The organism is Devosia sp. (assembly GCF_965229025.1).
Classification (GTDB): domain Bacteria; phylum Pseudomonadota; class Alphaproteobacteria; order Rhizobiales; family Devosiaceae; genus Devosia_A.
In genome coordinates this window covers 3653380-3679899 of record NZ_OZ245853.1, presented here as the reverse complement: position 1 = coordinate 3679899, position 26520 = coordinate 3653380, and the positions used below count along the sequence as shown (strand labels likewise).

33 protein-coding genes are annotated in these 26520 nt (G+C 62.7%); 5 read left to right on the top strand and 28 right to left on the bottom strand.

Annotation, left to right across the window (positions count from 1 at the left end; genetic code table 11):
* Positions 1-38: 38 nt before the first annotated feature.
* From ACO06J_RS17880 to ACO06J_RS17785, 20 genes are all read right to left on the bottom strand, one after another.
* Entirely contained in the window at positions 39-3035 is a 2997-nt protein-coding gene (locus ACO06J_RS17880) for a 2-oxoglutarate dehydrogenase E1 component (protein WP_421762066.1), read from the bottom strand.
* Positions 3036-3194: 159 nt separating this feature from the next.
* Entirely contained in the window at positions 3195-4109 is a 915-nt protein-coding gene (sucD, locus tag ACO06J_RS17875; RefSeq protein WP_421762065.1) for a succinate--CoA ligase subunit alpha, read from the bottom strand.
* A gap of 21 nt (positions 4110-4130) precedes the next feature.
* Positions 4131-4550, bottom strand: a complete 420-nt coding sequence (locus tag ACO06J_RS17870; RefSeq protein ID WP_421762064.1) for a PIN domain-containing protein — start codon at positions 4548-4550, stop codon at positions 4131-4133.
* The gene (locus ACO06J_RS17865) at positions 4540-4773 is read right to left on the bottom strand and encodes a DUF6364 family protein (RefSeq protein WP_421762063.1); all 234 of its coding nucleotides are present in this window, start codon (positions 4771-4773) and stop codon (positions 4540-4542) included. The genes ACO06J_RS17870 and ACO06J_RS17865 overlap by 11 nt, the downstream gene beginning before the upstream one ends.
* 73 nt (positions 4774-4846) lie before the next feature.
* A complete protein-coding gene (locus tag ACO06J_RS17860; RefSeq protein WP_421762062.1) occupies positions 4847-5485 on the bottom strand; it encodes a hypothetical protein in 639 nt (212 codons plus the stop codon).
* Positions 5485-6684: an ADP-forming succinate--CoA ligase subunit beta gene (sucC, locus tag ACO06J_RS17855; RefSeq protein ID WP_421762061.1), complete on the bottom strand. Its 1200-nt coding sequence runs from the start codon at positions 6682-6684 to the stop codon at positions 5485-5487. Before sucC ends, ACO06J_RS17860 begins: the two co-directional genes overlap by 1 nt.
* 188 nt (positions 6685-6872) lie before the next feature.
* Positions 6873-7835 carry a malate dehydrogenase gene (gene mdh, locus ACO06J_RS17850; protein WP_421762060.1) on the bottom strand — a complete coding sequence of 321 codons (963 nt, stop codon included), beginning with the start codon at positions 7833-7835 and terminating at the stop codon, positions 6873-6875.
* 79 nt (positions 7836-7914) lie between these two features.
* The gene (zapE, locus tag ACO06J_RS17845; RefSeq protein WP_421762059.1) at positions 7915-9078 is read right to left on the bottom strand and encodes a cell division protein ZapE; all 1164 of its coding nucleotides are present in this window, start codon (positions 9076-9078) and stop codon (positions 7915-7917) included.
* 1 nt (position 9079) lies between these two features.
* Positions 9080-9703, bottom strand: coding sequence for an AprI/Inh family metalloprotease inhibitor (locus ACO06J_RS17840; protein ID WP_421762058.1), 624 nt, complete (start codon positions 9701-9703; stop codon positions 9080-9082).
* Positions 9704-9892: 189 nt separating this feature from the next.
* Positions 9893-10117: a hypothetical protein gene (locus ACO06J_RS17835; RefSeq protein WP_421762057.1), complete on the bottom strand. Its 225-nt coding sequence runs from the start codon at positions 10115-10117 to the stop codon at positions 9893-9895.
* 20 nt (positions 10118-10137) lie between these two features.
* The gene (locus ACO06J_RS17830) at positions 10138-10920 is read right to left on the bottom strand and encodes a succinate dehydrogenase iron-sulfur subunit (RefSeq protein ID WP_421762056.1); all 783 of its coding nucleotides are present in this window, start codon (positions 10918-10920) and stop codon (positions 10138-10140) included.
* A gap of 28 nt (positions 10921-10948) precedes the next feature.
* Positions 10949-11245, bottom strand: coding sequence for a hypothetical protein (locus ACO06J_RS17825; protein ID WP_421762055.1), 297 nt, complete (start codon positions 11243-11245; stop codon positions 10949-10951).
* A gap of 16 nt (positions 11246-11261) precedes the next feature.
* A complete protein-coding gene (locus tag ACO06J_RS17820; RefSeq protein WP_421762054.1) occupies positions 11262-11693 on the bottom strand; it encodes a DUF3052 domain-containing protein in 432 nt (143 codons plus the stop codon).
* Positions 11690-12097: a type II toxin-antitoxin system VapC family toxin gene (locus ACO06J_RS17815; RefSeq protein ID WP_421762541.1), complete on the bottom strand. Its 408-nt coding sequence runs from the start codon at positions 12095-12097 to the stop codon at positions 11690-11692. The genes ACO06J_RS17820 and ACO06J_RS17815 overlap by 4 nt, the downstream gene beginning before the upstream one ends.
* Before the next feature lie 5 nt (positions 12098-12102).
* Positions 12103-12348 carry a FitA-like ribbon-helix-helix domain-containing protein gene (locus tag ACO06J_RS17810; protein ID WP_421762053.1) on the bottom strand — a complete coding sequence of 82 codons (246 nt, stop codon included), beginning with the start codon at positions 12346-12348 and terminating at the stop codon, positions 12103-12105.
* A 55-nt stretch (positions 12349-12403) separates the two neighbouring features.
* Positions 12404-12715: a hypothetical protein gene (locus ACO06J_RS17805; protein WP_421762052.1), complete on the bottom strand. Its 312-nt coding sequence runs from the start codon at positions 12713-12715 to the stop codon at positions 12404-12406.
* 19 nt (positions 12716-12734) lie between these two features.
* Positions 12735-14543 (bottom strand): succinate dehydrogenase flavoprotein subunit, encoded by a 1809-nt coding sequence (gene sdhA, locus ACO06J_RS17800; protein WP_421762051.1) that lies wholly within the window; start codon positions 14541-14543, stop codon positions 12735-12737.
* Positions 14544-14548: 5 nt separating this feature from the next.
* Positions 14549-14938 carry a succinate dehydrogenase, hydrophobic membrane anchor protein gene (gene sdhD, locus ACO06J_RS17795; RefSeq protein WP_421762050.1) on the bottom strand — a complete coding sequence of 130 codons (390 nt, stop codon included), beginning with the start codon at positions 14936-14938 and terminating at the stop codon, positions 14549-14551.
* Entirely contained in the window at positions 14935-15321 is a 387-nt protein-coding gene (sdhC, locus tag ACO06J_RS17790; RefSeq protein WP_421762049.1) for a succinate dehydrogenase, cytochrome b556 subunit, read from the bottom strand. Before sdhC ends, sdhD begins: the two co-directional genes overlap by 4 nt.
* A gap of 113 nt (positions 15322-15434) precedes the next feature.
* Positions 15435-15674, bottom strand: coding sequence for a hypothetical protein (locus ACO06J_RS17785; RefSeq protein ID WP_421762048.1), 240 nt, complete (start codon positions 15672-15674; stop codon positions 15435-15437).
* A gap of 149 nt (positions 15675-15823) precedes the next feature.
* On the opposite strand from ACO06J_RS17785, the gene ACO06J_RS17780 reads away from it, so the two are divergent.
* On the top strand, positions 15824-16402 hold the full coding sequence (locus ACO06J_RS17780) for an NUDIX domain-containing protein (RefSeq protein ID WP_421762047.1): 579 nt from the start codon (positions 15824-15826) through the stop codon (positions 16400-16402).
* A 96-nt stretch (positions 16403-16498) separates the two neighbouring features.
* On the opposite strand, the gene ACO06J_RS17775 is transcribed toward ACO06J_RS17780, so the two are convergent.
* Positions 16499-16705, bottom strand: coding sequence for a DUF1737 domain-containing protein (locus ACO06J_RS17775; protein WP_421762046.1), 207 nt, complete (start codon positions 16703-16705; stop codon positions 16499-16501).
* A 70-nt stretch (positions 16706-16775) separates the two neighbouring features.
* Here ACO06J_RS17775 and ACO06J_RS17770 point away from each other — a divergent pair, with 70 nt between their 5' ends.
* Entirely contained in the window at positions 16776-17414 is a 639-nt protein-coding gene (locus tag ACO06J_RS17770; protein WP_421762045.1) for a carbonic anhydrase, read from the top strand.
* A 64-nt stretch (positions 17415-17478) separates the two neighbouring features.
* Here ACO06J_RS17770 and ACO06J_RS17765 read toward each other — a convergent pair whose 3' ends face one another.
* From ACO06J_RS17765 to ACO06J_RS17750, 4 genes are all read right to left on the bottom strand, one after another.
* Positions 17479-17916 carry a GNAT family N-acetyltransferase gene (locus ACO06J_RS17765; protein WP_421762044.1) on the bottom strand — a complete coding sequence of 146 codons (438 nt, stop codon included), beginning with the start codon at positions 17914-17916 and terminating at the stop codon, positions 17479-17481.
* Entirely contained in the window at positions 17913-18782 is an 870-nt protein-coding gene (locus ACO06J_RS17760) for an EamA family transporter (RefSeq protein WP_421762043.1), read from the bottom strand. The genes ACO06J_RS17765 and ACO06J_RS17760 overlap by 4 nt, the downstream gene beginning before the upstream one ends.
* A 77-nt stretch (positions 18783-18859) precedes the next feature.
* A complete protein-coding gene (locus ACO06J_RS17755) occupies positions 18860-19792 on the bottom strand; it encodes an IS110 family transposase (protein WP_421758802.1) in 933 nt (310 codons plus the stop codon).
* Between the two features lie 294 nt (positions 19793-20086).
* Positions 20087-21127, bottom strand: coding sequence for an aspartate-semialdehyde dehydrogenase (locus ACO06J_RS17750; protein WP_421762042.1), 1041 nt, complete (start codon positions 21125-21127; stop codon positions 20087-20089).
* 361 nt (positions 21128-21488) lie between these two features.
* Here ACO06J_RS17750 and ACO06J_RS17745 point away from each other — a divergent pair, with 361 nt between their 5' ends.
* Positions 21489-22691, top strand: coding sequence for an NAD(P)/FAD-dependent oxidoreductase (locus ACO06J_RS17745; protein WP_421762041.1), 1203 nt, complete (start codon positions 21489-21491; stop codon positions 22689-22691).
* A 9-nt stretch (positions 22692-22700) separates the two neighbouring features.
* Here ACO06J_RS17745 and ACO06J_RS17740 read toward each other — a convergent pair whose 3' ends face one another.
* Positions 22701-23036 carry a putative quinol monooxygenase gene (locus ACO06J_RS17740; protein ID WP_421762040.1) on the bottom strand — a complete coding sequence of 112 codons (336 nt, stop codon included), beginning with the start codon at positions 23034-23036 and terminating at the stop codon, positions 22701-22703.
* Positions 23033-23611 carry a dienelactone hydrolase family protein gene (locus tag ACO06J_RS17735; RefSeq protein WP_421762039.1) on the bottom strand — a complete coding sequence of 193 codons (579 nt, stop codon included), beginning with the start codon at positions 23609-23611 and terminating at the stop codon, positions 23033-23035. The genes ACO06J_RS17740 and ACO06J_RS17735 overlap by 4 nt, the downstream gene beginning before the upstream one ends.
* Positions 23612-23765: 154 nt before the next feature.
* On the opposite strand from ACO06J_RS17735, the gene ACO06J_RS17730 reads away from it, so the two are divergent.
* Positions 23766-24782, top strand: coding sequence for a Gfo/Idh/MocA family protein (locus ACO06J_RS17730; protein ID WP_421762038.1), 1017 nt, complete (start codon positions 23766-23768; stop codon positions 24780-24782).
* Positions 24783-24800: 18 nt separating this feature from the next.
* Here ACO06J_RS17730 and ACO06J_RS17725 read toward each other — a convergent pair whose 3' ends face one another.
* On the bottom strand, positions 24801-25349 hold the full coding sequence (locus tag ACO06J_RS17725) for a TetR/AcrR family transcriptional regulator (protein WP_421762037.1): 549 nt from the start codon (positions 25347-25349) through the stop codon (positions 24801-24803).
* An 87-nt stretch (positions 25350-25436) separates the two neighbouring features.
* On the opposite strand from ACO06J_RS17725, the gene ACO06J_RS17720 reads away from it, so the two are divergent.
* Positions 25437-26471: an SDR family oxidoreductase gene (locus tag ACO06J_RS17720; protein WP_421762036.1), complete on the top strand. Its 1035-nt coding sequence runs from the start codon at positions 25437-25439 to the stop codon at positions 26469-26471.
* Positions 26472-26520 lie beyond the last annotated feature (49 nt).

Below are 26520 nucleotides of genomic sequence, written 5' to 3'. Positions count from 1 at the left end.
TTTATCTGCCCGTATCGCCACCCGACGGGTCGTGTCTCTTACTTTGCAAACGCTTCTTCGAGGAACGCCTGCAACTGCTGCAGATGCGTGCGCATCAGCCCCGTCGCAGTCGCCGCCGCTGCCGGCCGCCCCGCATAGTGCGGCCGGTTGCCCGATTGCCCCATCTGCTCGAGCACCCAATCGATATAGGGCTGCACGAACGCCCAGGCACCCATATTCTTGGGCTCTTCCTGGCACCAGAACACTTCAGCGTTCTTGAACCGGTTGAGCTCATCGAGCAAGGCCTTGGCCGGGAACGGATAGAGCTGTTCGAGGCGCAGCAGATAAACGTCGTTGATGCCGCGCTTTTCGCGATCTTCGAGCAGATCGTAATACACCTTGCCGGTGCAGAGGATCACGCGGCGGATCTGGTCGTCTGGCGCCAGCTTGATAGTCGTCTTCGGCACACCTGGCGATTCCGCATCGTCCCAGAGCAGGCGATGGAAGGTCGAGTCCGGCCCGAATTCCACCAGCCCAGACACCGCCTTCTTGTGGCGCAGCAACGACTTGGGGGTCATCAGCACCAAAGGCTTGCGGAAATCGCGCTTCATCTGCCGGCGGAGGATATGGAAATAGTTCGCCGGCGTGGTGCAGTTCGCCACCTGCATATTGTCTTCAGCGCACAGCTGCAGATAGCGTTCGAGACGCGCCGACGAGTGCTCCGGCCCCTGGCCTTCGTAGCCATGCGGCAAGAGCATCACCAGCCCGCTCATGCGGAACCACTTGCGTTCACCCGATGAGATGAACTGGTCCACCACCACCTGCGCACCATTGGCAAAGTCGCCGAACTGCGCTTCCCACAGGGTCAGCGTATTGGGCTCGGCCAGCGAATAGCCATACTCGAACCCGAGCACCGCCTCCTCCGACAGCATCGAGTTGATGACTTCGTAGCGTGCCTGGTTCTCGGCAATATTGTTGAGCGGCGTATAGGTCTCCCCATCCCGCTCCTGGTCGTTCAGCACCGAGTGGCGCTGGCTGAAGGTACCGCGCTCGACGTCCTGGCCGGAAAGGCGCACCGAGTGCCCCTCTTCGAGCAGCGTCGCGAACGCCAAGGCTTCGCCGGTCGCCCAGTCGATGCCTTCGCCGGTTTCAATCGTCGCCAGCCGGTTGTCCATGAACCGCTTGACTGTCTTATGGGCGTTGAACCCGGCCGGCACGGTCGAGAGCCTGGTGCCGATCTTGGCGAGGTCGACCGTATCGACCCCCGTATCGCCACGGCGCGGCCCGTCGACATCGGCCTTCTTGATGTCCTTCCAGACACCATCCAGCCAGTCGGTCTTGTTGGGGCGGAAATCCTGGCCGGCCACATATTCGGCCTCCAGCTTTTCGCGCCAGTCGGCCTTCATCTTGTCGACGTCTTCAGGACTGACCAGGCCCTCGCCGATCAGGCGCTTCGAATAGATATCCAGCGTCGTTTCGTGGCCGCGGATCTTCGAATACATCATCGGCTGGGTGAAGCTCGGCTCGTCGCCTTCGTTGTGCCCGAAGCGGCGATAGCAGAACATGTCGATGACCACCGGCCGCCCGAAGCGCTGCCGGTATTCCGTTGCCACCTTCGAGACATAAACCACCGCTTCCGGGTCATCCCCATTCACGTGGAACACCGGCGCCTCGATCATCTTGGCAACGTCCGTCGGGTACGGCGACGAGCGCGAGTACATCGGCGCCGTCGTGAACCCGATCTGGTTGTTGATCACGAAGTGGATCGAGCCACCCGTACGGTGCCCCTTGAGGCCCGAAAGCCCCAGGCACTCGGCAATCACCCCCTGGCCGGCAAATGCCGCATCGCCATGCAGCAGCAGCGGCAGCACCACCGAGCGATCAGTCTGGCGCGTGTCGGCAATGAACTTGCCATCCACCGCCGAGCGCTGGTCCTGCTTGGCGCGCGCCTTGCCCAGCACCACCGGATCGACGATCTCGAGGTGCGAGGGGTTCGCTGTCAGCGACAGGTGCACGCTGTTGCCGTCGAACTCGCGATCCGCCGAAGCCCCGAGGTGGTACTTCACGTCGCCCGAGCCTTCGACTTCCTCGGGGTAGAACGCGCCACCCTTGAACTCGTGGAACAGCGCGCGGTGCGGCTTGGCCAGCACCTGGGTGAGGACGTTCAGCCGGCCGCGATGCGCCATGCCGAGGACGATATCCTTCACGCCCAGCGCGCCACCGCGCTTGATGATCTGCTCAAGCGCCGGGATCAGCGATTCCGAGCCATCGAGCCCAAACCGCTTGGTGCCGGTGAACTTGACGTCGAGGAACTTCTCAAAGCCCTCCGCTTCCACCAGCTTGTTGAGGATCGCCTTCTTGCCCTCGGGCGTGAACTTGATCTCCTTGTCCGGCCCTTCCATGCGCTCCTGGATCCACTGCTTGGCTTCGGGATCCGAGATGTGCATGAACTCGACGCCGACCGTCGAGCAGTAGGTGCGCTTCAAAATATCGAGCATTTCCGGGACGGTCGCGTATTCGAGCCCCAGGTAATTGTCGATGAAGATCTTCCGCGAATAGTCGTTCGGGTTGAACCCGTAGGCCGCCGGCTCCAGCTCCGGCGCCGACTCGTCAGTCTTGAGCTTTAGCGGGTCGAGATCAGCGTGCAGGTGCCCCCGCATGCGGTAGGCGCGGATCATCATGATGGCGCGGATCGAGTCGCGCGTCGCCTGCAGCACATCCACCGGGGTGGGGGCTGGCGCCGCCGCGACCTTGGCCTTTTCGACCAATACCTTCTGCACCTTGACCTGGATCTCACCCCAGTTGCCGTCGAGCGCCGAAACCAGCTCGCCATTGGCGGCCTGCGGCCAGTCGCTGCGCTGCCAGCTCGGCCCGCCCGCGTTCTGTTCAACCTGCTCGGTGGTGTCTTCGAGCTTGCCGAAATAGCTCGCCCAGGTCGCATCGATGCTGTTGGGGTCCGCCTTGTAGCGGGCATAGAGCTCTTCGATGTAACTGGCGTTGCCGCCATAAAGGAAAGAAGAGAGTAAGAACTGTTCGTTCTTGTCTTGTCGGGTCATGATCTCAGTTGCGAGGCGTTTGGCCCCGCCATCCTTCTGAATGCCCGGGATATCCTCAACCGGGCTGCTGCGCGCGGGGCGAACATGCCCGCATATTGTTTGTTTGACGTTAAGGCGCGGGGGTGAGCCCGCGTCCGGTACAACTCACAAGGCGTGACGTCAGCCTTTTAGTACTTCTGCCAGCGTCTGGCCAATTCTCGCAGGCGATCGCGACACTTTGATGCCTGCCGCTTCCATCGCCGCGATCTTGTCTTCCGCGCCGCCTTTACCACCCGAAATTACGGCGCCAGCATGGCCCATGGTCCGGCCCTTGGGCGCCGTCAGCCCGGCGATGAAACCGGCCATCGGCTTCTTCCGGCCGCGCTTGGCTTCATCGATCAGGAACTGGGCTGCGTCTTCCTCGGCCGATCCGCCAATCTCGCCGATCATGATGATCGACTTGGTCTCTTCGTCCGCGAGGAACATTTCGAGCATATCGATGAACTCGGTGCCCTTGACCGGGTCGCCGCCGATGCCGACCGCGGTCGTCTGGCCGAGCCCGGCATTGGTGGTCTGGAACACTGCCTCATAAGTAAGCGTGCCCGACCGTGAAACAATGCCCACCGACCCGCGCGAAAAGATATTGCCCGGCATGATGCCGATCTTGCATTCGCCCGCCGTCACCACGCCCGGGCAGTTCGGCCCGATCAGGCGCGACTTCGATTTTTCGAGCGCCGCCTTGACCTTGACCATGTCTAGCACCGGCACGCCCTCGGTGATGCAGACGATGAGCTCGATCCCCGCATCGATCGCCTCAAGAATCGCGCCGGCCGCACCCGGAGGCGGCACATAGATCACCGAGGCAGTCGCCCCGGTCTTGGCCTTGCCTTCGGCAACCGAGGCAAAGATCGGCAATTCGACATCGCCGCCGCCGGGGATCTTGCCCTGCCACATCTGCCCACCCTTTTTGGGGTGCGTGCCGCCCACCATCTTGGTGCCGAAATACCCCAGCGCATACTGCGTGTGCAGCGTGCCGGACTCACCAGTCAGCCCCTGCACCAGGATCTTGGTGTCTTTGTTGACGAGAATGGACATAAGGACCGACTTTCTGGTGCTTCAGTGTTCGAGAAACGGATTCACGACCCGCACGGGGCCGTAAGCTTGGTTGTGGTTGAGATCTTCTGAGTAAAAGACCCGTGCGCCCAGCCGCTCAGCGGCCGCAAGCAACGCAGCGTCATAGTAAGAAATTCCATAGCGGCGAGAGATATGTATCCCGCCGCGCACCATGGCCTCATCAAGCACGGCCAGAGGACGGTCAGACAGTTCATCGATCCAAATGTCGATGTCCGCCGGCTTCATCTTGTTCTTCGCCTTGCGCGTCACCGCATTGACGAACTCGGCGAGGCTTTGGGCTGACACGCCAAATCCACCGCTCAACACCAGGTTGCGGGCAATCTCGTGCTTGCGCGGCTCACTTACCCGACCCGCCGCCGCATAGACCAGTACGTTGGTGTCCAGGAAACAGTCAGTCGTCATACAGTTCATCCCGATTCCATTTGAAATCGGGCCCGATGTCCGCCGTCGAATTGTCCATCAAGTCCTTGAGCCGCGCCTTGGACCGCGCCCAGCGCTGCTCCTCGGTCGATAGCAGGGTCAAGTAATCGCGGACGATGGCATTAAGCGTCGTACCGCGCTTCTCTGCTACGGCACGGGCCTTCTCAAGCACCCCATCATCAATCGCCAGCGTAATGTTCTTCATCATACCCTCCACAGGTTTACACAGCATACCCTGTGTAAATATGTGGAATTCGATGCGCTCACAAGCCCAGCCATCACTTCGCCTCCACCGTCACGGTGGTATTGAACTGCAGCACCTGGCCGGAAAAGCCGGTTTGCTCTTTGTACTGGCTGACCTCGGGGACGAACGTCAGGTAGGTTTCCCGCGTCCCCGGCAGCGTGGGCGAAGGCGCCCACGAATAGCTGGCGATGTGCTCATCCACCTGGCTGTCGGCCACGGGCGCGCCCATCAGCGCCGTCACGGCTTCAGGATCAACCGACGCCACAGCGTTGAAATTGTAGAGAAAGCACCCGACGACCGATTCATTGGCGGCCGCGGGCCCCAGATCGGCAAAGCTGATCACGAGGAAATGCGGTAGGCCTTCGATGGTCTTGGCATAGGCCGCATAGACCATCCGGCCCTTCAGCGGTTCGAGCTTCTTGGCCACGTCGTCGGTCAGCTTTTCGACGATCCCCAGTTGCGGATCGGCGCTGGATTGAGCAGCAACCCAACCGGCCTTCGCCACCGCCGCCTCGGTCGCCTCATAGCTCAACCGGCCGGGAATGCACGCGTCGGCAAATGCCGAAACGAACGCCGTGTCATAGGCTGAAGGCGCCGCCAGCGCCGGGGCAGCAGCGAGTGCGACGCCAAGCGCCGCCACCACCCCTGCCAGCTGAGCGGCGCGTTGCTGCATCAGCCGCGGCCCTTCACCGCCGCCACGACTTTCTGCGCCGCATCGTCAAGATCGTCTGCCGAGATCACATCGAGGCCGGACGAGTTGAGGATCGCCTTGCCTTCCTTGACGTTGGTGCCTTCAAGACGCACCACCAGCGGCACCTTGAGGCCCACTTCCTTCACCGCCGCGATCACGCCTTCCGCGATGATATCGCAGCGCATGATGCCGCCGAAGATATTGACCAGGATGCCTTTGACGTTCGGATCGGCCGTGATGATCTTGAACGCCGCCGTCACCTTTTCCTTGCTCGCGCCGCCGCCAACATCGAGAAAGTTCGCCGGTTCCGCGCCATAGAGCTTGATGATGTCCATCGTTGCCATGGCAAGGCCCGCGCCGTTCACCATGCAGCCGATATTGCCGTCGAGCGCCACATAGGCGAGGTCGAACTTCGACGCTTCGATTTCCTTGGCGTCTTCTTCGCTGAGGTCGCGCAGCGGCTTCAGCTCGTCGTGCCGGAACCCGGCATTGTTATCAAAGCTCACCTTGGCATCGAGCACCCGGATGTGGCCGTCCGTCATGACGATCAGCGGGTTCACTTCCAGAAGCGACATGTCGGTTTCGACAAACGCCTTATAGAGCGCCGGGAACACCGTCTCGCCATCCTTGGCCGCCGCGCCATCAAGCTTCAGCGCCGCAACGATTTCCTTGATGTCCGCAGCGGTCACGCCGGCCGTCGGGTCGATATCGACCGCGATGATCTTTTCGGGCGTATCGTGGGCCACCGTCTCGATGTCCATGCCGCCTTCGGTCGAAACCACAAAGCTCACCCGGCCCGTCGAACGGTCGACCAGCAGCGAGCAGTAGAGTTCGCGCGCGATATCGGCGCCGTCCTCGATATAGAGCCGGTTGACCTGCTTGCCGGCCGGGCCGGTCTGCTTGGTCACCAGCGTGTGCCCAAGCATTTCCTTGGAATTGGAAACCACGTCCGCAATCGACTTCGCGAGCCGCACCCCGCCCTTGGCATCGGCCGGCAGTTCCTTGAACTTGCCCTTGCCGCGCCCACCGGCATGGATCTGGCTCTTGACCACATAGAGCGGCCCGGGCAGCGACTTTGCCGCCGCCTCAGCCTCTTCCGGCGTAAAGATCGCCACCCCTGCCGCCACCGGCAGACCATACGTCTTCAGCAGCGCCTTGGCCTGGTGTTCGTGGATGTTCATTGCACCGTCTCCCGGAAGCAGCGAGGGAAGGCCCCCTCACCCGGATTGCTCTGCAATCCGACCTCTCCCCCGAGGGAGAGGTGATGTTGTGGCACCATCTCGCCAACCCGCCACCTCTCCCTTCGGGGGAGAGGTCGACGCGAAGCGTCGGGTGAGGGGGCCTTCCCCACCACAACGCGGCTCATGTCTTACGCTAGCTTCGGCGCAATCTTCTTGCACGCGTCAACGAGGCCAGCGACCGCGGCCACCGACTTGTCGAACGCCTTCTGCTCGGAACTGCTGAGCGAAATCTCGATCACCTTCTCGACGCCACCGGCGCCGATGATCACCGGCACGCCGACATAGGTGTTCTTGACGCCATACTCGCCCTTGAGGAACGCGGCGCAGGGGAGAATCCGCTTCTTGTCCTTGAGGTAGCTCTCGGCCATCTCGATGGCCGACGTGGCGGGCGCATAGAACGCCGAACCGGTCTTCAAAAGCCCGACGATCTCGGCGCCGCCATCACGGGTGCGCTGGATGATCGCTTCGAGCTTTTCCTTGGTCAGCCAGCCCATCTTGACCACGTCGGTCAAGGGGATACCGGCGACGGTCGAATAGCGCGCCAGTGGCACCATGGTATCGCCATGGCCACCCAGCACGAACGCCGTCACGTCCTGCACCGATACCTTGAGCTCATCGGCGATGAAGTGGCGGAAACGCGACGAGTCGAGCACGCCCGCCATGCCGACGACGCGGTTGGCAGGGAGGCCCGAGAACTTCTGCAGCGCCCAGACCATCGCATCGAGCGGGTTGGTGATGCAGATCACGAAGGCTTCGGGAGCGTACTTGGCAATGCCAGCGCCCACCTGCTCCATGACCTTGAGATTAATCTCGAGCAGGTCGTCGCGGCTCATGCCGGGCTTCCGCGGCACGCCGGCGGTGACGATCACCACATCGGCGCCTACGATATCCTTGTATTCCGAGGTGCCCTTCAGCGTCGCATTGAAGCCCTCGACTGGTCCGGACTGGCTCAGGTCGAGCGCCTTGCCCTGCGGCACGCCATCGACCACGTCGAACAGGATGACGTCACCCAGCTCCTTGGTCGCCGCCAACAGCGCCAAAGTGCCGCCAATCTGCCCCGCACCGATCAGAGCGATCTTCTTGCGCGCCATACCGAACCCCTATCTTGCCAATCTGGAAATCGCGCTCCTATTAACCCTGTCGGGTGACGGGGGCAAGTCAGCCGTTATGTTAGGAAGACGCTGTTTCCTTGGACACACCGAGTTCACCGTCGCCACGCGGCGCCGCCGCCAGATACTGCGCCGATTGCATCTCGATCAGCCGCGACACGCAGCGCTGGAATTCAGCCCGTGTCTTGTCGTCTTCCGCCAGCGCATCGAGCGGCACCGCAAAGCTCGCCGCGAGCTTGACGCCCCGGTCGTAGAGCGTATCGACCAGCTGGATGAAGCGCTTGGCGGCATTGGATTTCAACCGGTCGAACTGCGGCACATGATCGATCATCACCGCCTCGAAGGCGTGGCTGATCTTCAGATAATCCCGCGCCCCCAGCGGCTTTTCGCAGAGCGCCGCAAACTCGAACCGCGCCGCCCCCATCGCCGCCCGCGGCACCTCGATCACCCTGCCCAGTGAGCGAAGTTCGCTTCGCGCACCCGGCACCCCACCCGTTAGCCGCAGCCACAGCCGGTCCATCGCCTGATCGACCTCGGACCAGGTGCCGAACTGATAGACCGCCTCGCCCTCGAACTTCAGCCGCCGGTAGTCCGTCGGCCCATCGAGTTCCACCACATCGCAGAACCGCTTCAGCTCATCGATAAACGGCAGCACCAATTCCCGGTTAAGCCCATCCCGGTAGAGCGCATCCGGCGGCGTATTCGAGGTCGCGACCACCGTCACTCGCCCGGCCCACAGCTTTTCAAATAGCCGCCCCAGCAGCATCGCATTGGTGATGTCCTGCACCTGGAATTCGTCGAGACAGAGCAGCCGCACCTCTTTGAGCAACGGCGCCACCACAGCCGCCACCGGATCAGCACTCTCCGATTTCCCACGCGGCGATTTGCGGAACACCGCGATGGCAGCGTGCATCTCATCCATGAACTCGTGAAAGTGCACCCGTCGCTTTTCGGCGATCGGAACCTCGGCAAAAAACAGGTCCATCAGCATGGTCTTGCCGCGCCCCACCTGCCCCACGAGATAGGCGCCCTTGACCGGTTCCGGCGAACTGAACAAGCCGCCCAGGAGGCCCTTCGATGGCGCCACCAGCCCATTGGCCACGCGGTCCAGCACCGTCGCCGCCGCCGTCTGCAGCGGGTCAGCCGTCAGCGCGCCGCTCTCAACCAGCGCCGCGAGTGCCGTTGAAACAGGTGTGGCAGCGGCCCCCTGCCGCGGCCGGGCCAACTCAGCCGACCATCGAAATGCCCTGGCCACCCGCCAGGGTACCGATGAAATGGTTCCCCGACAGGATCAGCGAAGCAATGATATCGCCCGCCTCGTCGAAGAGTTGCACCTGCGTGCCCACCAGTTGCCATGAGGCCACGACATTCAGCCCCTGCAGCGTGCAGCCCGGCGTCGAAGCGCGATAGCGGCTGGTGCCCGTCTTGGCCGTATAGGTGAGGTTGAGCTTGCACTGGTCAGCGCCCGCCACCACCGTCCAGCCGCCCAAGAGCTTCTCGATGGTCAGCCCGCTGGTAAGGTCGCGCCCCGGCACGTCCGGCACGCTACCCACCGAACCCAGCGTCACGAACGAGCCGTCATTGCTGGCGGTCTGCGGTGCCGCCGGAGCCGACGGATCGAGCGGCGTCGGCTGAGACAGTTGCGTCAGCGAATTGTTATCCGCCGTCTGCACGGTAGAGCTGTTGCCCAGCGCCGGCAGGTTCGAACTCGCCACCGGCGTATTCTGGATCGGCGTGATATCTTCGATCGTCGCGATATTGCGGGTCGTCACCCCGCTCGAGGCACAGCCCGCGAGCGCCAGCGTGGCGATCACCGCAACTGAAACGCTTGCGCGTCTCACATTCATCATGGACTGGCTCCGTGCCGAAGATGTTAACGAAATCCGAACGGGGCGATATAGCGTCATCGTCCGGGCCGGTTCAACCGCCCTTCCCCGAATTCCCCCTATGCAAGGATCAATATGGCCAAGTTGCGACCTCCACAGCCGGCACCAGCCGAACGACAGACGTCTATGACTTAACGGCAGCCGTTTGCCCGCCTAACGCGCCAGCATATCCTTGATCAGTTCGTCCGCCAGAAGCTTCCCGTCCTTGGCCTCGTCCTCGGGCAACTCGATCGCAATGCCGCGCGGCGCATAGACCCCAGGCAGCCCCGGCAGCCCGCTCTCGCCGCCCTCGCGCGGATGAAACCCATGTGCCTTCAGCGCCGCAATCAGTACCCGCGCCACCGAGGGATCCTTGAGTTCAGCAATCGTTTCAAACACTTGCCAAACCCTCCAGGGCCTTACGCGACGGCGCGCTCCACCATCATCTTCTTGATCTCGGCAATCGCCTTGGCCGGGTTCAACCCCTTGGGGCAGACCTTGGCGCAGTTCATGATCGTGTGGCAGCGATAGAGCTTGAACGGATCCTCGAGATTGTCGAGCCGCTCCTCCGTCGCCTCATCCCGGCTATCGATCAGCCACCGATAAGCCTGCAGCAGCACCGCCGGCCCGAGGTATTTTTCCCCGTTCCACCAATAGGATGGGCACGATGTCGAGCAGCACGCGCAGAGGATGCACTCGTAGAGCCCATCGAGCTTTTCGCGATCCGGCTTCGACTGCAGCCACTCGGTTGTCGGCGGCGGCGTCGTCGTCTTCAGCCACGGTTCGATCGAACGATGCTGGTCGTAGAAGTTGGAGAGATCCGGCACCAGATCCTTGATCACCGGCATATGCGGCAGCGGATAGACGCTGATATGGCCCGAAATATCGTCCATGCCCTTGGTGCAGGCGAGCGTATTGGCGCCCGCGATATTCATCGAACACGACCCGCAGATCCCCTCGCGGCAGCTGCGGCGCAGCGTGAGCGTCGGGTCGATCTTGTTCTTGATGTAGAGCAGCCCATCCAGCACCATCGGCCCGCAATCGTCGCGATCGACGAAATAGGTGTCGAGCCGAGGATTGGCTTCCGTATCCGGATCATAGCGATAGACGCGGAACTCGGTTACCCGCTTGGCACCCGCCGGTTTCGGCCAGGTCTTGCCCGGCGTGATCCGCGAGTTCTTGGGCAGCGTCAGTTCAGCCATTTTGGCTCAGTCCTTGAAAGTGAGACACTCAGTAGTTCGGCTTGCAGACCTGGTTCGAGCGGCCAATGTACTCGGCATATTTGAGGTTGTCGGCCGTCTGCGGGGCCTTGCCCTTCATCGAGGAAATGATCACACCCATGAACTCGGTGTCGACCAGCTTCAGCGCCGCATCCGCCTTGCAGCTGCACAACCCGTCATCCTGGGCAATCCCCATGCAGACCTTGTAGAACTCGTCATGCTGCGCCGTTGTCGGCGGTGTACCGGCAGCCTGGGCCGCGCCCGCCATCATTCCGAGCGCCATCAGCGCCACCAAAACCTGCTTCATTGCCGCCTCTTATACCTCACCGCAACGTTTTGCGGATCACCAGCTTCAAACCCGACCACACCGCATCGACCGCAGCCACTTTTACGTCAACCAGCCCGATCGGCAACACCACGTCCCGGATCACATCTTCGGTGATGTCGGTTAAAACCTTGCTCGCCTTTTTCGGCCACGAAATCCAGATCATTCCATCGCGGGCGATCATGTCCATCAGCGGCCGCGCATTGGCCTCCAGCACCGCCCGCGAGGTCGTGAACCCATGGATCACATCAACCCGGGGCGCCAACGCCGCATAATCCTGCCATCCGGCTCGCGCCACTTCGGCAAAATCCCGAGACTGCGCCAACTCTCCGAGCCCCTCCGGCAAATCCAGAAACACCACCCGCTGCCCATCCTTCAGCCCCAGCTTCTGAGCGAGTGGCGTACCGGAATAGCCGGCAGGATCGGTCATGGGGTATCCAGTGGCAATGACCCGATCAGCGCCGCTAGTCCGTGCTCTTTGGCGCGATCTATAAGTTCCTGATCGTAGGTAATCAGCAGGCCAGACTCAGCTTCCGCGACCGCCAGATAGATGCAGTCATAAATTGGATGGTACATGGCGTGTGACAATTCAAGCGCCCGATCCAGTAGTGCGGGCGTAAGCGGAGAGGTTCGTACCTTTGCACGAACGAAATCCAGGCCGGCCTTTGCCTGTCCGATGCTTATGTCGCCAACCCAGACCATCCGCCTCAGTGCGTTCGCCACTTCAAGCTGCAGCAGTTCAGGGGCTACGAGATCGTCCCTCAGCAAAAGGGTCTCGGACAGCTCTGAACTCTCTTCTTCAGCGACCCACTGCACGGCCACTGACGCATCCACAATGATCAATGGTCCCAGTCCCGACTGGCACGAATGAGCTTCCAGCTCTCCACGACGATGGACCCGGGAGGCGTCATAGCCCTGATGGACCGCGCACGCGCTAGCCAGTCAGCTGTCTCACGCACCGGCGCAACCGTGTCTCGCACAATGGTGCGTACTTCCTCGCCGATGGAATGCCCATGGCTTTCGGCGCGCTGCGCTAACGCCGCGAGTACATCCTGATCGAGATCGATGGTGATTTTGTCGTCCATGCTCTCCGCCTCAAAGCGTGAAAACCTGCTACAAGTACCTAGACTACAATCGGCCCTACTTCGCGCCCTTGCACAGCCCCGGCGCGGTCTTCATGAACTTGTCCACTGCCGCGAGTTCTGCCCCGGTCATCGCCTTGGCTGTCGCCGCCGTGTTCTTCACGTCGGTCGCCCCGAGGCTCAAGTAGAGGATCGAACGCTCATCGAGATCGGCTTCCGCCTTGTCCGCCATGCAGGCGCACTGGGGCGAGGTCATCAACATCTGCGTTTCGCACGATTTGATGAACCCGTCCCGCTGCGTCGGCGCCGCTGCATTGACCGGCACCGCCATGAGCAGCGCGAACCCAAGTCCCATCACCACTCGCCACATGCTTTTATCCCTCTGGAGGTCAGTAAACCCGCGCCTTGGGCGCAATCTTCTTCAAACTGATGCCGCCTTCGCTCTCCGGCGTCAGCGGGTCGACATGCACCGGGCGGTAGCCCAGCGACACGTTCCCCTTGCCGTCGATCCAGCTCAAAGTGTGCTTCCGCCACTCGACGTCGTCGCGGCTCGGATAATCCTCATGCGCATGGGCGCCGCGGCTCTCGTGCCGGGCTTCGGCGGAGACCACGGTCGTTGCTGCGCAGGCCATCAGGTTTTCGAGTTCCAGCGTCTCGACGAGATCGGAATTCCACACCATCGAGCGGTCGTGGACCTTGAGATCGTCGAGCGCCCCATAGAGCGTCGTGATCCGCTCGACGCCCGACTTCAGCGTCTCTGAGGTCCGGAACACCGCCGCGTCTTCCTGCATGATGCGCTGCATCTTTTCGCGCACCACCGCCGTCGGCGAGCCCCCATTGGCGTTGCGCAGCCGGTCGAAGCGCGCGAGAATCCGTTCGTCTTCCGACGCGACAATCCCCGGCACCTTGGCTCCCTTATCCACCGTCTGCGCCGCCCGCAGCGCCGCCGCGCGGCCGAACACCACGAGGTCGGTCAGCGAGTTCGAGCCCAGCCGGTTCGCGCCATGTACCGAGGCGCAGGCCGCTTCGCCTGCCGCCATCAACCCGTGCACGATCCGATCCGGATCATCGACCGTCGGGTTCAGCACTTCGCCGTGATAGTTCGCGGGGATGCCGCCCATATTATAGTGCACCGTCGGCAGCACCGGGATCGGCTCGCGCGTCAGGTCGACGCCGGCAAAGATCTTGGCGCTCTCGGAAATCCCCGGCAGCCGCTCATGCAGCACCTTGGGGTCGAGATGGTCGAGATGGAGAAAGATGTGGTCCTTGTTCTTGCCGACGCCACGCCCTTCGCGGATCTCGATGGTCATGCAGCGTGACACCACGTCGCGCGATGCAAGATCCTTGGCGTTGGGCGCATAGCGCTCCATGAACCGTTCGCCCTCGGAATTGACGAGATACCCGCCCTCGCCACGCGCGCCCTCAGTGATGAGGCAGCCGGCGCCGTAAATACCAGTCGGGTGGAACTGCACGAATTCCATGTCCTGCAGCGGCAACCCGGCGCGCGCCACCATGCCATTGCCGTCGCCGGTGCAGGTGTGGGCCGAGGTCGCCGAGAAATAGGCACGGCCGTAACCGCCCGTCGCCAGTACGGTGAGCTTGGAACGGAAGCGGTGCAGCGTGCCATCATCCAGCTTCCACGCCATCACGCCCTGGCACGAGCCATCGGCGCCCATGATCAGGTCGAGCGCGAAATACTCGATGAAGAACTGCGCGTTGTTTCTCAGCGATTGCCCATAGAGCGTGTGTAGGATCGCGTGCCCCGTCCGGTCCGCCGCGGCGCACGTGCGCTGCACCGGGGGGCCATCGCCATATTCGGTCATGTGGCCGCCGAACGGCCGCTGATAGATCTTGCCCTCATCGGTGCGCGAGAACGGCACGCCGTAATGCTCGAGCTCATAGATGGCCGCCGGCGCCTGCCGCGCCAGATATTCCATCGCGTCATTGTCGCCCAGCCAGTCCGACCCCTTGACGGTGTCGTACATGTGCCACTGCCAAGAATCCGGGCCCATATTGCCCAGCGACGCCGCGATCCCGCCCTGCGCCGCCACGGTGTGGCTGCGCGTCGGAAACACCTTGCTGATGCAGGCAGTATTGAGCCCCTGCTCGGCCATGCCCAGCGTCGCGCGAAGTCCCGCACCACCAGCCCCAACGATCACCACGTCGAACTCGTGGTCGATGATCTCGTAAGCGGCCATATGGACTAACCCCAGAAGACGATTTTTGCGATCGCGGCGAGCACCACGACACCCACACATACGGAAAGGCTGGTGTTGGCGATCAGTGCCATGCGGTTCGCTTCGCCATCGAAGTAGTCTTCAATCACATCGCGCATGCCGTTACGCATGTGGATCACCACAGTGACGATCAACAGCGCGAGGATGATCGCCACCACCGGATTGGCAACAATCGCCACCATCCCGGCCCGGTCAGCGCCCGCAAGGCTGACCACGAACCAGACAAAGAATGCCGTAAACACGATGTTGAGAGCGCCAGTCACCCGCTGGGTGATGAAGTGCCGTGTCGACGCCTTGGCATTGCCATAGTGCGTCTTGGGGTTCCGGATCTCAACAGAACTCGGCTTTTCGCTCATTTGAACCACACGAAAATCGCCCACACGATGAGGGTAAGCGCAATCGAAGCGCCCAGTTGGATGCGCACAATCAGCTCGCGCCCCGCGGGGTCCATCGCCTGGGTGAAATCCCAGATGAAGTGCCGGACGCCGCCCAGCATGTGGTGGAACAGCACCCAGGTGAACCCGAACAGCACCAGTTGGCCGAACCAGCTGCCATAGAGCGCATTGATGACATCGAAGGGTGCACCGCCAAATGCCGCCGCGACCAACCAAAGCGCCAGCAGCAGCGTCCCGCCATAAAGCGCGATGCCGGTGGCGCGATGGACGATCGACATCGTCATCGTCAGGGTGAAGCGGTAAATCGACAGGTGCGGCGAAAGCGGCCGTGAGCGTTGAGCCATATGGTCTCGGGCCTCGCCCGAGGGGGATTCGGGCGCTCCAGTTTGGAATGGTTCGAGACTTCTAGCCGCGCCGCGCCCCAAGGTCAAAGCCTCTGGTGACGCACCGGCCTCACTTATCGCGGATCGAGGGCGGCAGGTGCGGCCCGCAGCGCTTCGAGTGCAATGAGCAAGCTCAACACCCGTTCGCTGCGAAGGCCCGACACCACCCGAACCTGACCAGCCTCCGAACTGCCGGTGCGCCCATACGAGAGCTGCAACCGCGAGCCGTTCTCACCGAGAACTTCTCGTACCTGACCACCGTTCGTCATAAGCGCCTGATCTGCGATCATGGGCCCGGCGGCCATACTGTTCATCGTCTGGTCCTTTGCGGTCGACCCAAACTGGGTTCCCGCTGCTTGAGGTCACTGATATCAGCGCTGTCATGGCCTCGCCGTGAAGCGCCTGTTCAGTTTCGGTTCACCAACGTGCCAGTTTGATGGCGGTTCCCTTTGGAGAAAGTGCCTTGCGCGACCGCGTTAAGATCATTGAAGAAACCCTGCTGTCCCAGAACTGGGCGACGGTCAAAAAGACGACCTTCGAGTTCCGCCGCAATAACGGCCACTGGCAGCAGCAGACGCGCGAGACCTATGACCGCGGCGATGGCGCCGGCATCCTGCTCTACAACCGCGCGCAAAAGACCGTTGTCCTCACCCGCCAGTTCCGTTTTCCGTCCTGGTACAATGGCGAAGAGGGCTTCCTCATCGAAGTCTGCGCCGGCAAACTCGATGGTGACGACCCCATCACCGCCGCCAAAAAGGAAGCCGAGGAAGAAACCGGCTACCGCGTTCACGACGTAACGCCTGTATTTTCAGGCACTTACATGAGCCCCGGCTCGATCACCGAGCGCCTGACACTGTTCATCGCCGAATACGATGCAGGCTCAAAAGTCTCCGAAGGCGGCGGCCTCGTCGATGAAGGCGAGGATATCGAGGTGATCGAACTGGGCTTTGCCGAGGCTCTGCAGATGATCCGAACTGGCGAGATCGCCGACGCCAAGACCATCATGCTCCTCCAATACGCAGCCCTCAACGCGCTACTCTAGGCCGTTACCGCAGCGTTGGCAGTTACCTCACCGGCGCGCACCTGCTGCGCACTAGGCGGTGAGGTCAGATCCCTGCAACGAGTTGAAACGCGCGGCCTAGTAGTCCACCAGCTTCTTGTCCGGATCATACGGCTGGTCGGCGACAATCCGCGTAACCGCCTGCCCAGCCTTCATTTCCTTTTCCTCCGGATCATAGGCATAGGCGGTTGTGCCATGCAGCACCCACCCTTCGGACAGCGCCTTGGTCACCTTGTGGCAGAAGCTTGAATCGTCCACGCCGGTGAGAAACCGGTAGATCAACATGCACCTACTCCTGGTCCCGCACGCACCGTGCGGATTGTAATTTTCTTCAACAGCGGCTAATCGCTGGCCTATGGACAGGTTTCCAGCATTTTTGCTCGACGGCTACAAGTCGTTCATGGCCTCCCGCTACGCTCCTGAACAGGAGCGCTACAAGCAATTGGCCGATCGTGGGCAATCGCCCACCACCATGATCATTGCCTGCTGCGACAGCCGCTCGGCCCCCGAGACGATCTTCGATGCGGGTCCCGGCGAAATGTTCGTGCTCCGCAATGTCGCCAACCTCGTGCCGACCTTCCAGCCCGACGGCGGCCAGCACGGTACCTCGGCGGCAATCGAGTTCGCCGTCAACGCGCTGGAGATCTCGAACATCGTCGTCATGGGTCACGGCCGCTGCGGCGGCATCCGTGCGGCGCTTTTGCCTGATTCCGCTCCACTCGCGCAGGGCGATTTCATCGGCAAGTGGATGGGCATGCTCGCCCCGGTATCCGAGGCCGTCTCAAAATACACGCTGCTGACCGACAAGGAGCGCCAGACCATGCTTGAGCGCTTCTCGATCCGCAACTCGATCGCCAACCTCCGCACCTTCCCCTACGTCAAGCAGCTGGAAGACGAAGGCAAGCTGGGCGTCCACGGCGCCTGGTTCGACATCTCAACCGGTGAGCTTTGGGTCATGAACGCCGACGGCGACTTCTACCGCCCCGAAGTCTGACCCTTGATCCTCCCCCGTTGCAACGGGGGCCGGTGAAGGGGGCAAAACTTCCCTCAGTCGGAAGCTAGCGCTCCCAGCGATACCGCACATCCGGCGAACGCTCCTCATTCCCACTGCCGTCTGTCTCGTACAGCGCAACAAACCCATGCGCCGCGTAGAACGCCCGGCCCTTCAGGTTTTGCTTGAAACACCAGAGTTCCAGCTGCTTCTGACGCGCCTTCGCCTCAGCCATCAACGCCGACCCGATCCCACTCCGCACCGCGGCCGGGCTGACATAGAGGTGCTCGATCCACGCCTCGCCCTCGGCCATATAGCCCAGCAGGCGCCCATCCTCCTCGGCCAACGTCAGCCGGTACTCAGGCACGATATGGTGCGCAATGAACGCCCGGTCTTCCTCGGCGGTGTGGAGCTTCGGCAGGAACGTCAGCAACTCTCGCGACGCGGTGAAAACCTCCGCGATCGCGCCCGCATCGGCCGCCGTCGCCGCCCGCAGCCCGATCACGCCCGCCCCCACACACGCGGCCCGAACACGTTCATCAGCAGCCCGCAAAACACCAGCCCGCTCCCCACCCATTCAAGCCCGCTGATCGCCTCGCCCAGCAGCAGCGCCGCACTCGCGATCCCCGCAATCGGCACCAAGAGCGTGAACGGCGCGACCGTCGAGGCCGGATAGCGCCCTAGCAGTACGCTCCAGGCGCCATAGCCGAACACCGTCGAAAGCCAGCCGATAAACAGCAGCGAGGCAATTCCCAGCCAGGTGATCTGGCTAAGCGCCACCCCAACCGCCCCCGGCCCCTCGATCAGCAGCGAAAGCAGGTAAAGCGGGACCGGCGGCACCAGACTCGACCACACGACAAACGCCAGCATGTCGATCTTGCCCGCCTTCTTGGTCAGCAGGTTCGCCACGCCCCAGCAACCCGCTGCAATGATGGTCATTGCGAACGGCACCAGCGCCGCCCCGCCCAGCCGCTCCGACGCAATCACCCCGATGCCAGCAAACGCAATCAGCGCCCCCAGCAATTGCGGCAGCTTCGGCCGCTCGCCGAGGAACAACACCGCCAGCCCGATGGTGAAAAACACCTGCAGCTGCATCACCAGCGAGGCGAGCCCCGCTGGCATCCCGAGCTTGATCGCCGAGAACAGCAACCCGAACTGCGCCACGCCCACCGCCAGCCCATAGCCCACCAGCAGCGACAACGCGACCTTGGGCCGCCGGATGAAGAAGATCGCCGGCACCACCGCAGCGACATAACGCAACGCGCTCAGCAACAGCGGCGGCACCTCATCAACGCCCCACCGGATGGCCACGAAATTGACCCCCCAGACGGTGACGACGGCAAGGGCCAGGAGAACATCGCGAGGGGTCATGGACAGATCCGTGAGGTGCGCATTGATCTATCCGTGATCGCCTTCTCCCCCTGAGGGAGAAGCGACTGTCTTGTTGGTCAAGCTGGTGACCATGGTTTTTTGTCCCTGACGATGGCGTTGAGGATGGTGAGGAGCTTTCGAGCTGTGGCGACGATGGCGACAAGCTTTGGTTTGCCTGCGGCCACGAGCCTGTCCCGGAAGGCCTTGAGGGTGGGATTATGCCGTGCGGCAACGAGGGCGCCCATGAACAGGGCGGTGCGCACGGCAGTGCGGCCACCACCGATAAGGCTCTTGCCGCGCCATTTGCCGGACTGGCGGGTATAGGGGGCGAGCCCGGCGAGGGCCGCGACTTGCTTGGGATTGAGCTGTCCCAGTTCGGGCAGTTCGGCCAGCAGCGTGCGGGCGATGGTCTTGCCGATGCCAGGCACCGAGGCGAGCAGGTTCTCCTTGTCGCGCCACACAGGGGTGTCACGCACGGTGGTATCTATATGGCGGTCGAGGTCTTTGAGCTCGTCCTCCAGCGTGGTTACAATGCGGGCGAGCGATGTGCGGATCAGCCCCGGTGCTGCCTGCTGGCGCCGCATGCGCTCGGCAGCCAGCATCTGCACCAGTTGCCGGCGTCTGGCCATTAGCGCCGCCAGATCCTCGGTGTGCGCATCGGCTATCGGCCTTGGCTCAGGCTTTACTGCCGCAACGAACAGCGCGATGAGGCGGGCATCGATTGGGTCGGTCTTGGCCTTGAGCCCGATGGCCTGGGCGTAGTGCCGGACCTGAGCGGGGTTGAGCACCACCACCGGCAGACCTGCGGCAGCAAGTTCGGCCACCGCCAGCCGCTCATAGCGGCCCGACGCCTCGATGCCGACCGACACAAGCCCCTCCAGCCTGCGCAGCCGCTCGACGAGTTCACTCGCGCCAGCCTCGTCATTGCCGGACACAAGGCTCTCGCCCAGCGGATGGATATATACATCCAGCCGCGCCTTGCTCACATCGATACCTACGGTGATCTCCATCTTGTCCCCTCCTTGCCTAAGCGGGCTCGCCTTGTTGCGGCCCCGGCGACTGTTCGGGATCGATGGATCGATGCCAGGCGCCCCTCGCTTCTCCACGAGTTTTTCAACTCCTGGTGCCATCGGGCTGCCCGGCATCACCGCAGCGCTATCGATATCAGATAACTGCGGGATCAAGTTACAAGGTGCCCGAAGGGCGGATGAGGGGTCCCGCATCGCATCTCGATGCGCGCTACGAGCGCAGCGAGGAGCGACCCTTTCCCGCCGGGAGAGGGTAGTCCGACAAGACGAACGGCCTTAAGCCGCCTTCTGCTCCACCAGCTTGCGCTCGATCAGCGTCTCGAGGATCTGCACGGTATTGAGCGCCGCACCCTTCCGGAGGTTGTCCGAAACCACCCAGATCGAGAGCCCATTTTCTACCGTCACATCCTCGCGGATGCGGCTCACATAGGTGTCGTACTCGCCCACGCACTCGATCGGCGTGGCGTAGCCACCGGCCTCGCGCTTGTCGATCACGGAGACTCCCGGCGCTTCGCGAAGAATATCACGCGCCTCATCAGGCGAGATCGGCCGCTCGAACTCGATATTGACCGCTTCCGAGTGCCCCACAAACACCGGCACGCGCACGCAGGTGGCCGAAAGCTTGATCTTGGGATCGAGGATCTTCTTGGTCTCGACCACCATCTTCCACTCTTCCTTGGTCGAGCCGTCTTCCATGAAGACGTCGATATGCGGAATGACGTTGAAGGCGATCTGCTTGGAGAACTTCCTCGGCGTCGCGCTGTCGTTGACGAAAATGCCCTTGGTCTGCGTCCAGAGCTCGTCGACGCCCTCCTTGCCGGCGCCCGAGACCGACTGGTACGTCGCCACCACCACGCGCTTGATCGTCGCAAAGTCATGCAGCGGCTTCAGCGCCACCACCAGTTGCGCCGTCGAGCAGTTCGGGTTGGCGATGATGTTCTTGCGATCATTGCGTGCCATATAGGCATCGAGTACATGTGCATTGACCTCCGGAACCACCAGCGGCACATCGCCGTGGTAGCGCCAGAAGCTCGAATTATCGACCACGATACAGCCGGTCTTGCCGATCTTTTCGCCATATTCCTTGGCGACCGACGAGCCCGCGCTCATCAGCGCGAAATCGACGCCGGTGAAGTCGAAATTCTCGAGGTTCTGCACCTTCAGCCGCTTGTCGCCAAAGCTGATTTCCTGGCCCTGCGACTTGGCCGACGCCAGGGCGATCACTTCCGAAACCGGAAACTTCCGCTCATCGAGAATGTTGAGCATTTCGCGGCCCACATTGCCCGTGGCCCCGATAACGGCGACTCGATAACCCATTTGAACTGTCCTTCTTGCCTCAGGTCCCCCGCGCAGAACCGTCATGGTCTGCGGCGTCATGGCTTCCAGCCGCTCCCCGGCGGGAGAGGCCCGGGGATCGGCTCAGGGGGTTTTGGTGGTTTTGGTCGCCGGACAAACGCCAAAAGCCGGACCCTTGGCCCGGCACATCAGCTTTGCGATCATCTGGACGGGCTCGCTCACGGCAAACCGGTTCCTTCTTGCTACGGCGCCGCGTTTCTACGCCGAAATTGGGCGGAGTCAATTGTTTGTAGGCAATCGCCTATGCAACGGCTCAAGCGACTCGCGGCTGCACACCCACTTTCCGCTTGCACGGCGAAGCGAAAACAGGAATGCCGGTGCCATGGCCTCTCCCCTCACCCATCATGACGTCATCATTCTTGGCGCCGGCGCTGCCGGTCTCATGGCCGGCATCGAAGCCGCCAAGCGCGGCCGCACCGTGCTCGTCGTCGATCACGCCCGCGCCCCCGGCGAAAAGATCCGCATCTCGGGCGGTGGCCGCTGCAACTTCACCAACGTCAACGCCACAGTGAAAGCCGGCCGCGACCGCTTCTTGTCCAACAACCCGCGCTTCGCGCTCTCGGCGCTCGCCCGCTACACCCCGCAGATGTTCATCGCGCTGGTCGAAAGCTACGGCATCTCCTTCCACGAAAAGGTCCTCGGCCAACTCTTCTGCGACGGCTCCAGCCAGCAGATCATCGATCTGCTCACTACCGAATTCCGCAACGCCGGTGGCGTCATCTGGCTCAACTCCGAGATCGGCGCCATCGAAAAGACTGCCAACGGCTTTTCAGTGATGATCGGCCCAAAGCCGTTCACCGCCACTTCGCTGATCGTCGCCACCGGCGGCAAGTCGATCCCCAAGATGGGCGCCACCGGCCTCGCCTATCAGATCGCAGAGCAGTTCGGCCTGCGGCTCACCGAAACCCGGCCGGCGCTCGTGCCGCTCACTTTCGAGCCCCGCATCCTCGAACGCCTCGCGCCGCTTTCCGGCATCGCCATCGATGCCAAGGTAACTGCCAACAAGAAGAGCTTTGAGGAAGCCATGCTCTTCACCCATCGCGGTCTTTCCGGCCCGGCCATCCTACAGGTCTCGTCCTACTGGCGCGAAGGCGACCCGATCGTCATCGACCTCTTCCCCGGCGGCCACCTCGGCGACATCCTCAAGAAGGCCCGCGCCGAAACCCCAAAACTGGCGCTCCAGACCATCCTCTCCCACCATATGTCCAAGCGCCTCGCCCAGATGCTGGCCGAAGACCTGGGCGAAACACGCATGATCGGCGACTATTCCGACAAGGCGTTCCTCAGGGTCGAAGACGCGCTCCGCCGCTGGACCATCAAGCCCACCGGCTCCGAAGGCTACCGCACCGCCGAAGTCACCCTCGGCGGCATCGATACCGACGACCTCGATTCCACCACGCTCGCCGCCCGCTCCGATCCCAACATGTTCTTCGTCGGCGAATGTGTCGACGTCACCGGCTGGCTCGGCGGCTACAATTTCCAGTGGGCCTGGTCCTCAGGCTGGGCCGCGGGGCAAGTCGCCTGAGCGCTTGAGTCAGTCGAGAAGCTTCGACGCCATCCGAATTGGGTCGACCGGTACCAGCCGCAGTGACTTGACCATCGCCGCGCTCTCGCTCTTGTACGCAAGGAAATGCGGCGTCTTGAGATGCCGCTCGTAGGCTTGCTGGTCCTGATAGATTTCAAGGATGCGGACCTGCTCGGGCGCATCCTTGAGTGCCACCGCCTGCAACGTCAGGACACCCGGCTCATTGGCGACCGACGCAGCGATTTCCTCGGCCAGAAGGGCCCGATACGCGGCAAGATGCTCGGCGTGGATCTCGAGTTCGGCGATCCGAACTACCCACTCGCTGGTTTTTGACACGCTGTTCAACGGCCCACCCGCTCCACAAACTCCAGCACCCGCTCCAGCATCAGCTCAGCCGCAGCTGCGTCCCAGCCCGGCAGGCTGTTGTCAGTGAAGAGGTGCCGGTCACCCGGATAGATGAACAGTTCGGCCTCCTTGCGCTCAGCCGTAAACGCCTTGGCCGCCTCAAGATCACCAGAGCCGGCAAACTCCGGGTCGTGCTCCATCCCGTGGATCTGCACCGGCAGCCCCACTGGCCACCCGCCAAACTCGCTCACCGGAATGAACGATTCGAGCAGCACCGCACCCAGCGCCCCTCCTCGCGTCTGCGCCAGCAATTGCGAGGGCAGCGCCCCCATCGAGATACCGACATAGACCAGTTCCGCCGGCAGCCCCTCGACCGCCGCCTTGCCGCGCCCCAGCACCGTCTGGAACCCGAGCCCCGTCAGGTGCGTGATGCCCTCTGGGATCGAGCCGAACCGTTGCCCTTCGAACAGGTCCGGAACATGCACCTCATGACCCGCCGCCTGCAGCTTTTGCCCCAGCGCCGCAACACCCGGCGTCAGCCCCTGCACATGGTGAAACAGAACAATCTCGGCCATGGCTCATCCTCACTCTACACGGGTGACAGCCTGCCCTTCCTCCACCACCCTCACAACCCCGCGCCCGCAAAATCCATCCCACTCAGCCCTTGGTGTGGCTTTACCGACGCAGCCACAGCGGGCTAGCTAGCGCCAACAAAACGAGGAGGAACGCATGGCCGCGCAAAAGAAGGTTCGCTGGGGAATTCTCTCCACCGCCAATATCGGGCTCAAGAAGGTCACTCCGGCCATTCTCAAGTCGCCCTTGAGCGAAGTCGTCGCCGTCGCCTCCCGTGATGTCTCGAAAGCCGAGGCCTATATCGCCGAGCTCGGCCTCACCGGCAAAGCCACGGCTCACGGCAGCTACGAAGCGCTGTTTGCCGATCCCAATGTCGATGCCATCTACAACCCGCTGCCCAACCACCTCCACGTCCCCATGACGCTGGCCGCGGCCAAAGCCGGCAAGCACGTGCTCTGCGAAAAGCCCATTGCGCTGAATGCCAAGGAGGCAGAGCAGTTGCGGCAGATCCCCCCGGGCATCGTTTTCTACGAAGCCTTCATGGTGCGCTGGCATCCGCAATGGATCCGCGCCCGCGAGATCGTGCGCTCGGGTGAGCTTGGCGAACTTCGCGCCGTCCGCGCCGCCTTCACCTATTTCAACAATGACCCCGCCAATGTCCGCAACCAGGCCGATATCGGCGGCGGCGGCATCTACGATATCGGCTGTTACCCGGTGACCGGCGCCCGCTTCCTCTTTGGCGCCGAACCGCTGCGTGTCGTCTCGCTCGTCGATCGCGACCCCAACTTCGGCACCGACCGCCTCGCGTCCGTCCTCGCCGATTTCGGCAACGGCCGGCAGTTGAGCTTTGTCTGCTCCACCCAGTCCACCGGACGGCAGTCGATCGAACTGATCGGCAGTAAGGGCCGCGTCGAAATCCTAATCCCCTTCAACGCCCCTCCCGATACCGCCACCGCCATCCTCGTCGATACTGGCTATGCCCTCGACGGCAGCCTCTCCCGCCGCGAAATCATCGCCCCCACCGATCAGTACACCGACCAGGCCAACGCCTTCTGCCGCGCCGTTCTCGATGGCACCCAGCTCGAGTGGGGTGTGGAAGATGCCATTCTCAACATGCGCGTTCTCGATGCGATCTTTGCGAGCGAAAAGACCGGCGGCTGGGCGACGGTCTGACCGGCGAGCGGTCGCAGCCTATTTGAACTCCGGCCCCACCAGCCGCTCCACCAGCACCCGCATCGCCGGCCCGATCTCGGCCGGCGATGCCGCCTTCCGCCCCACCCCAAACGCTGCCGCCAGCAGCAGCTCAGTGAGCCTTCCCGCATCCTTCACACCCGCCGCTGTCAACTCTTCGACCACACGGTCTGCGGTCGCAGCATCGGCCCGCCGCAGTTGCGGCGCCATGCTGCGTTCCTGCTCGCCATAGAGCTCGTCCGCATGCGGCGATCCTGCGAGCACCCGGTCTATCTCCCGGTACTTGACCGTCAGCGCCTCTGCCAACCGGTCGATGATGCCACCATTGCCATCCAGCGCATCGGAGAAATCGGCATGGAGCCGCACCGCGAGGCCGGTGACGATGGCCTCGAACACCTCGCGCTTGTCGCCGAAATATTTGTAAAGCGTGGGCTTGGCCACCTGCGCCTCGGCCGCGATCGCCTCCATGGTGGTCGCGCGCAACCCTTGGCGCAGGATCAACGCCTGCGCCGCCGCGAGAATCTGCTCCCGCTTTGTCCCCTCAGCCAACATTCCCCTCCGGCACGTCACAGTCCTACTTGAACGAATTGAACGTTATTCGTATATTTCGTTCAGTTCAACGGAGACTTCAGTCTTATGTCGACCGCCCCCGACCGCGTCCTCGTCACCGGTATATCCGGTTTTCTGGGCGGCCACGTCGCCCTCCAGCTTCTCAGTGCAGGCTACACCGTTCGTGGCTCGGTGCGAAACCTCGCTCGCGCCGACAAGGTGAAAGCCACCCTCGCCGCCAACGGCGCCGACATCTCCCGGCTCGAGTTCGTTGCTCTTGACCTCCTCAGCGACAAGGGCTGGGAAGAGGCCGTCGCCGGCTGCCGCTACGTCCAGCACGTCGCCTCGCCCTTCGTCATCGATATGCCCAAGGACCGCAACGAGCTGATCATCCCAGCTGTCGAAGGCACGCGCCGCGCCGTCACCACATCTCTTGCGGCGGGCGTCGAGCGTATCGTCCTCACCTCATCGATCGCTGCGATCGTCTACGGGCACTTCGACTATTCGAAAACCTTCACCGCCGCCGACTGGACCCGCCTCGATGGCCGCCCAGTCCCTGCCTACCAGGAGTCAAAACTGCGCGCCGAGCAAGAAGCCTGGCGCCTCGCCGATGGGTTTGGGGCACGCAGCAAGCTCGCCGTGATCAACCCCGGCGCCATCCTCGGCCCGCTGCTCGACGACGATCCAGGCACCTCAGGCGCCCTCATTCAGCGCCTGCTCGACGGGTCCGTTCCCGCCGCCCCGCGCATCGCGTTTTCCATCGTCGATGTCCGCGACGTCGCCGCCGCGCACCTTGCCGCAATGACTAAGCCCGAGGCCGGCGGCCAGCGCGTCATCCTTTCGGACAACGAGATGAGCATCATTGAGATCGCAAACGTCTTGCGCACCGCCCTTCCGACCTATGCCAAAAAGCTCCCACGGTTCGAACTGCCCGACTGGATAGTCCGCCTGGCGGCCATGTTCGACCCGCAGATCCGCGGCAACACCGGCGAACTCGGCAATATCCGCCGCGTCGACGGCAACCCCGGCCGCGCCCTCCTCGGCCGCCCCACCATCACGGCAAGCGACGCCGCACTCGCCACCGCCCAGAGCCTCATCGCGCATGGACTCGTCAAGCCATAAAGAAGGGGTCGCGCTGGTGCGTGCCAGCAGCGGCCCGACAAGTGGCTCT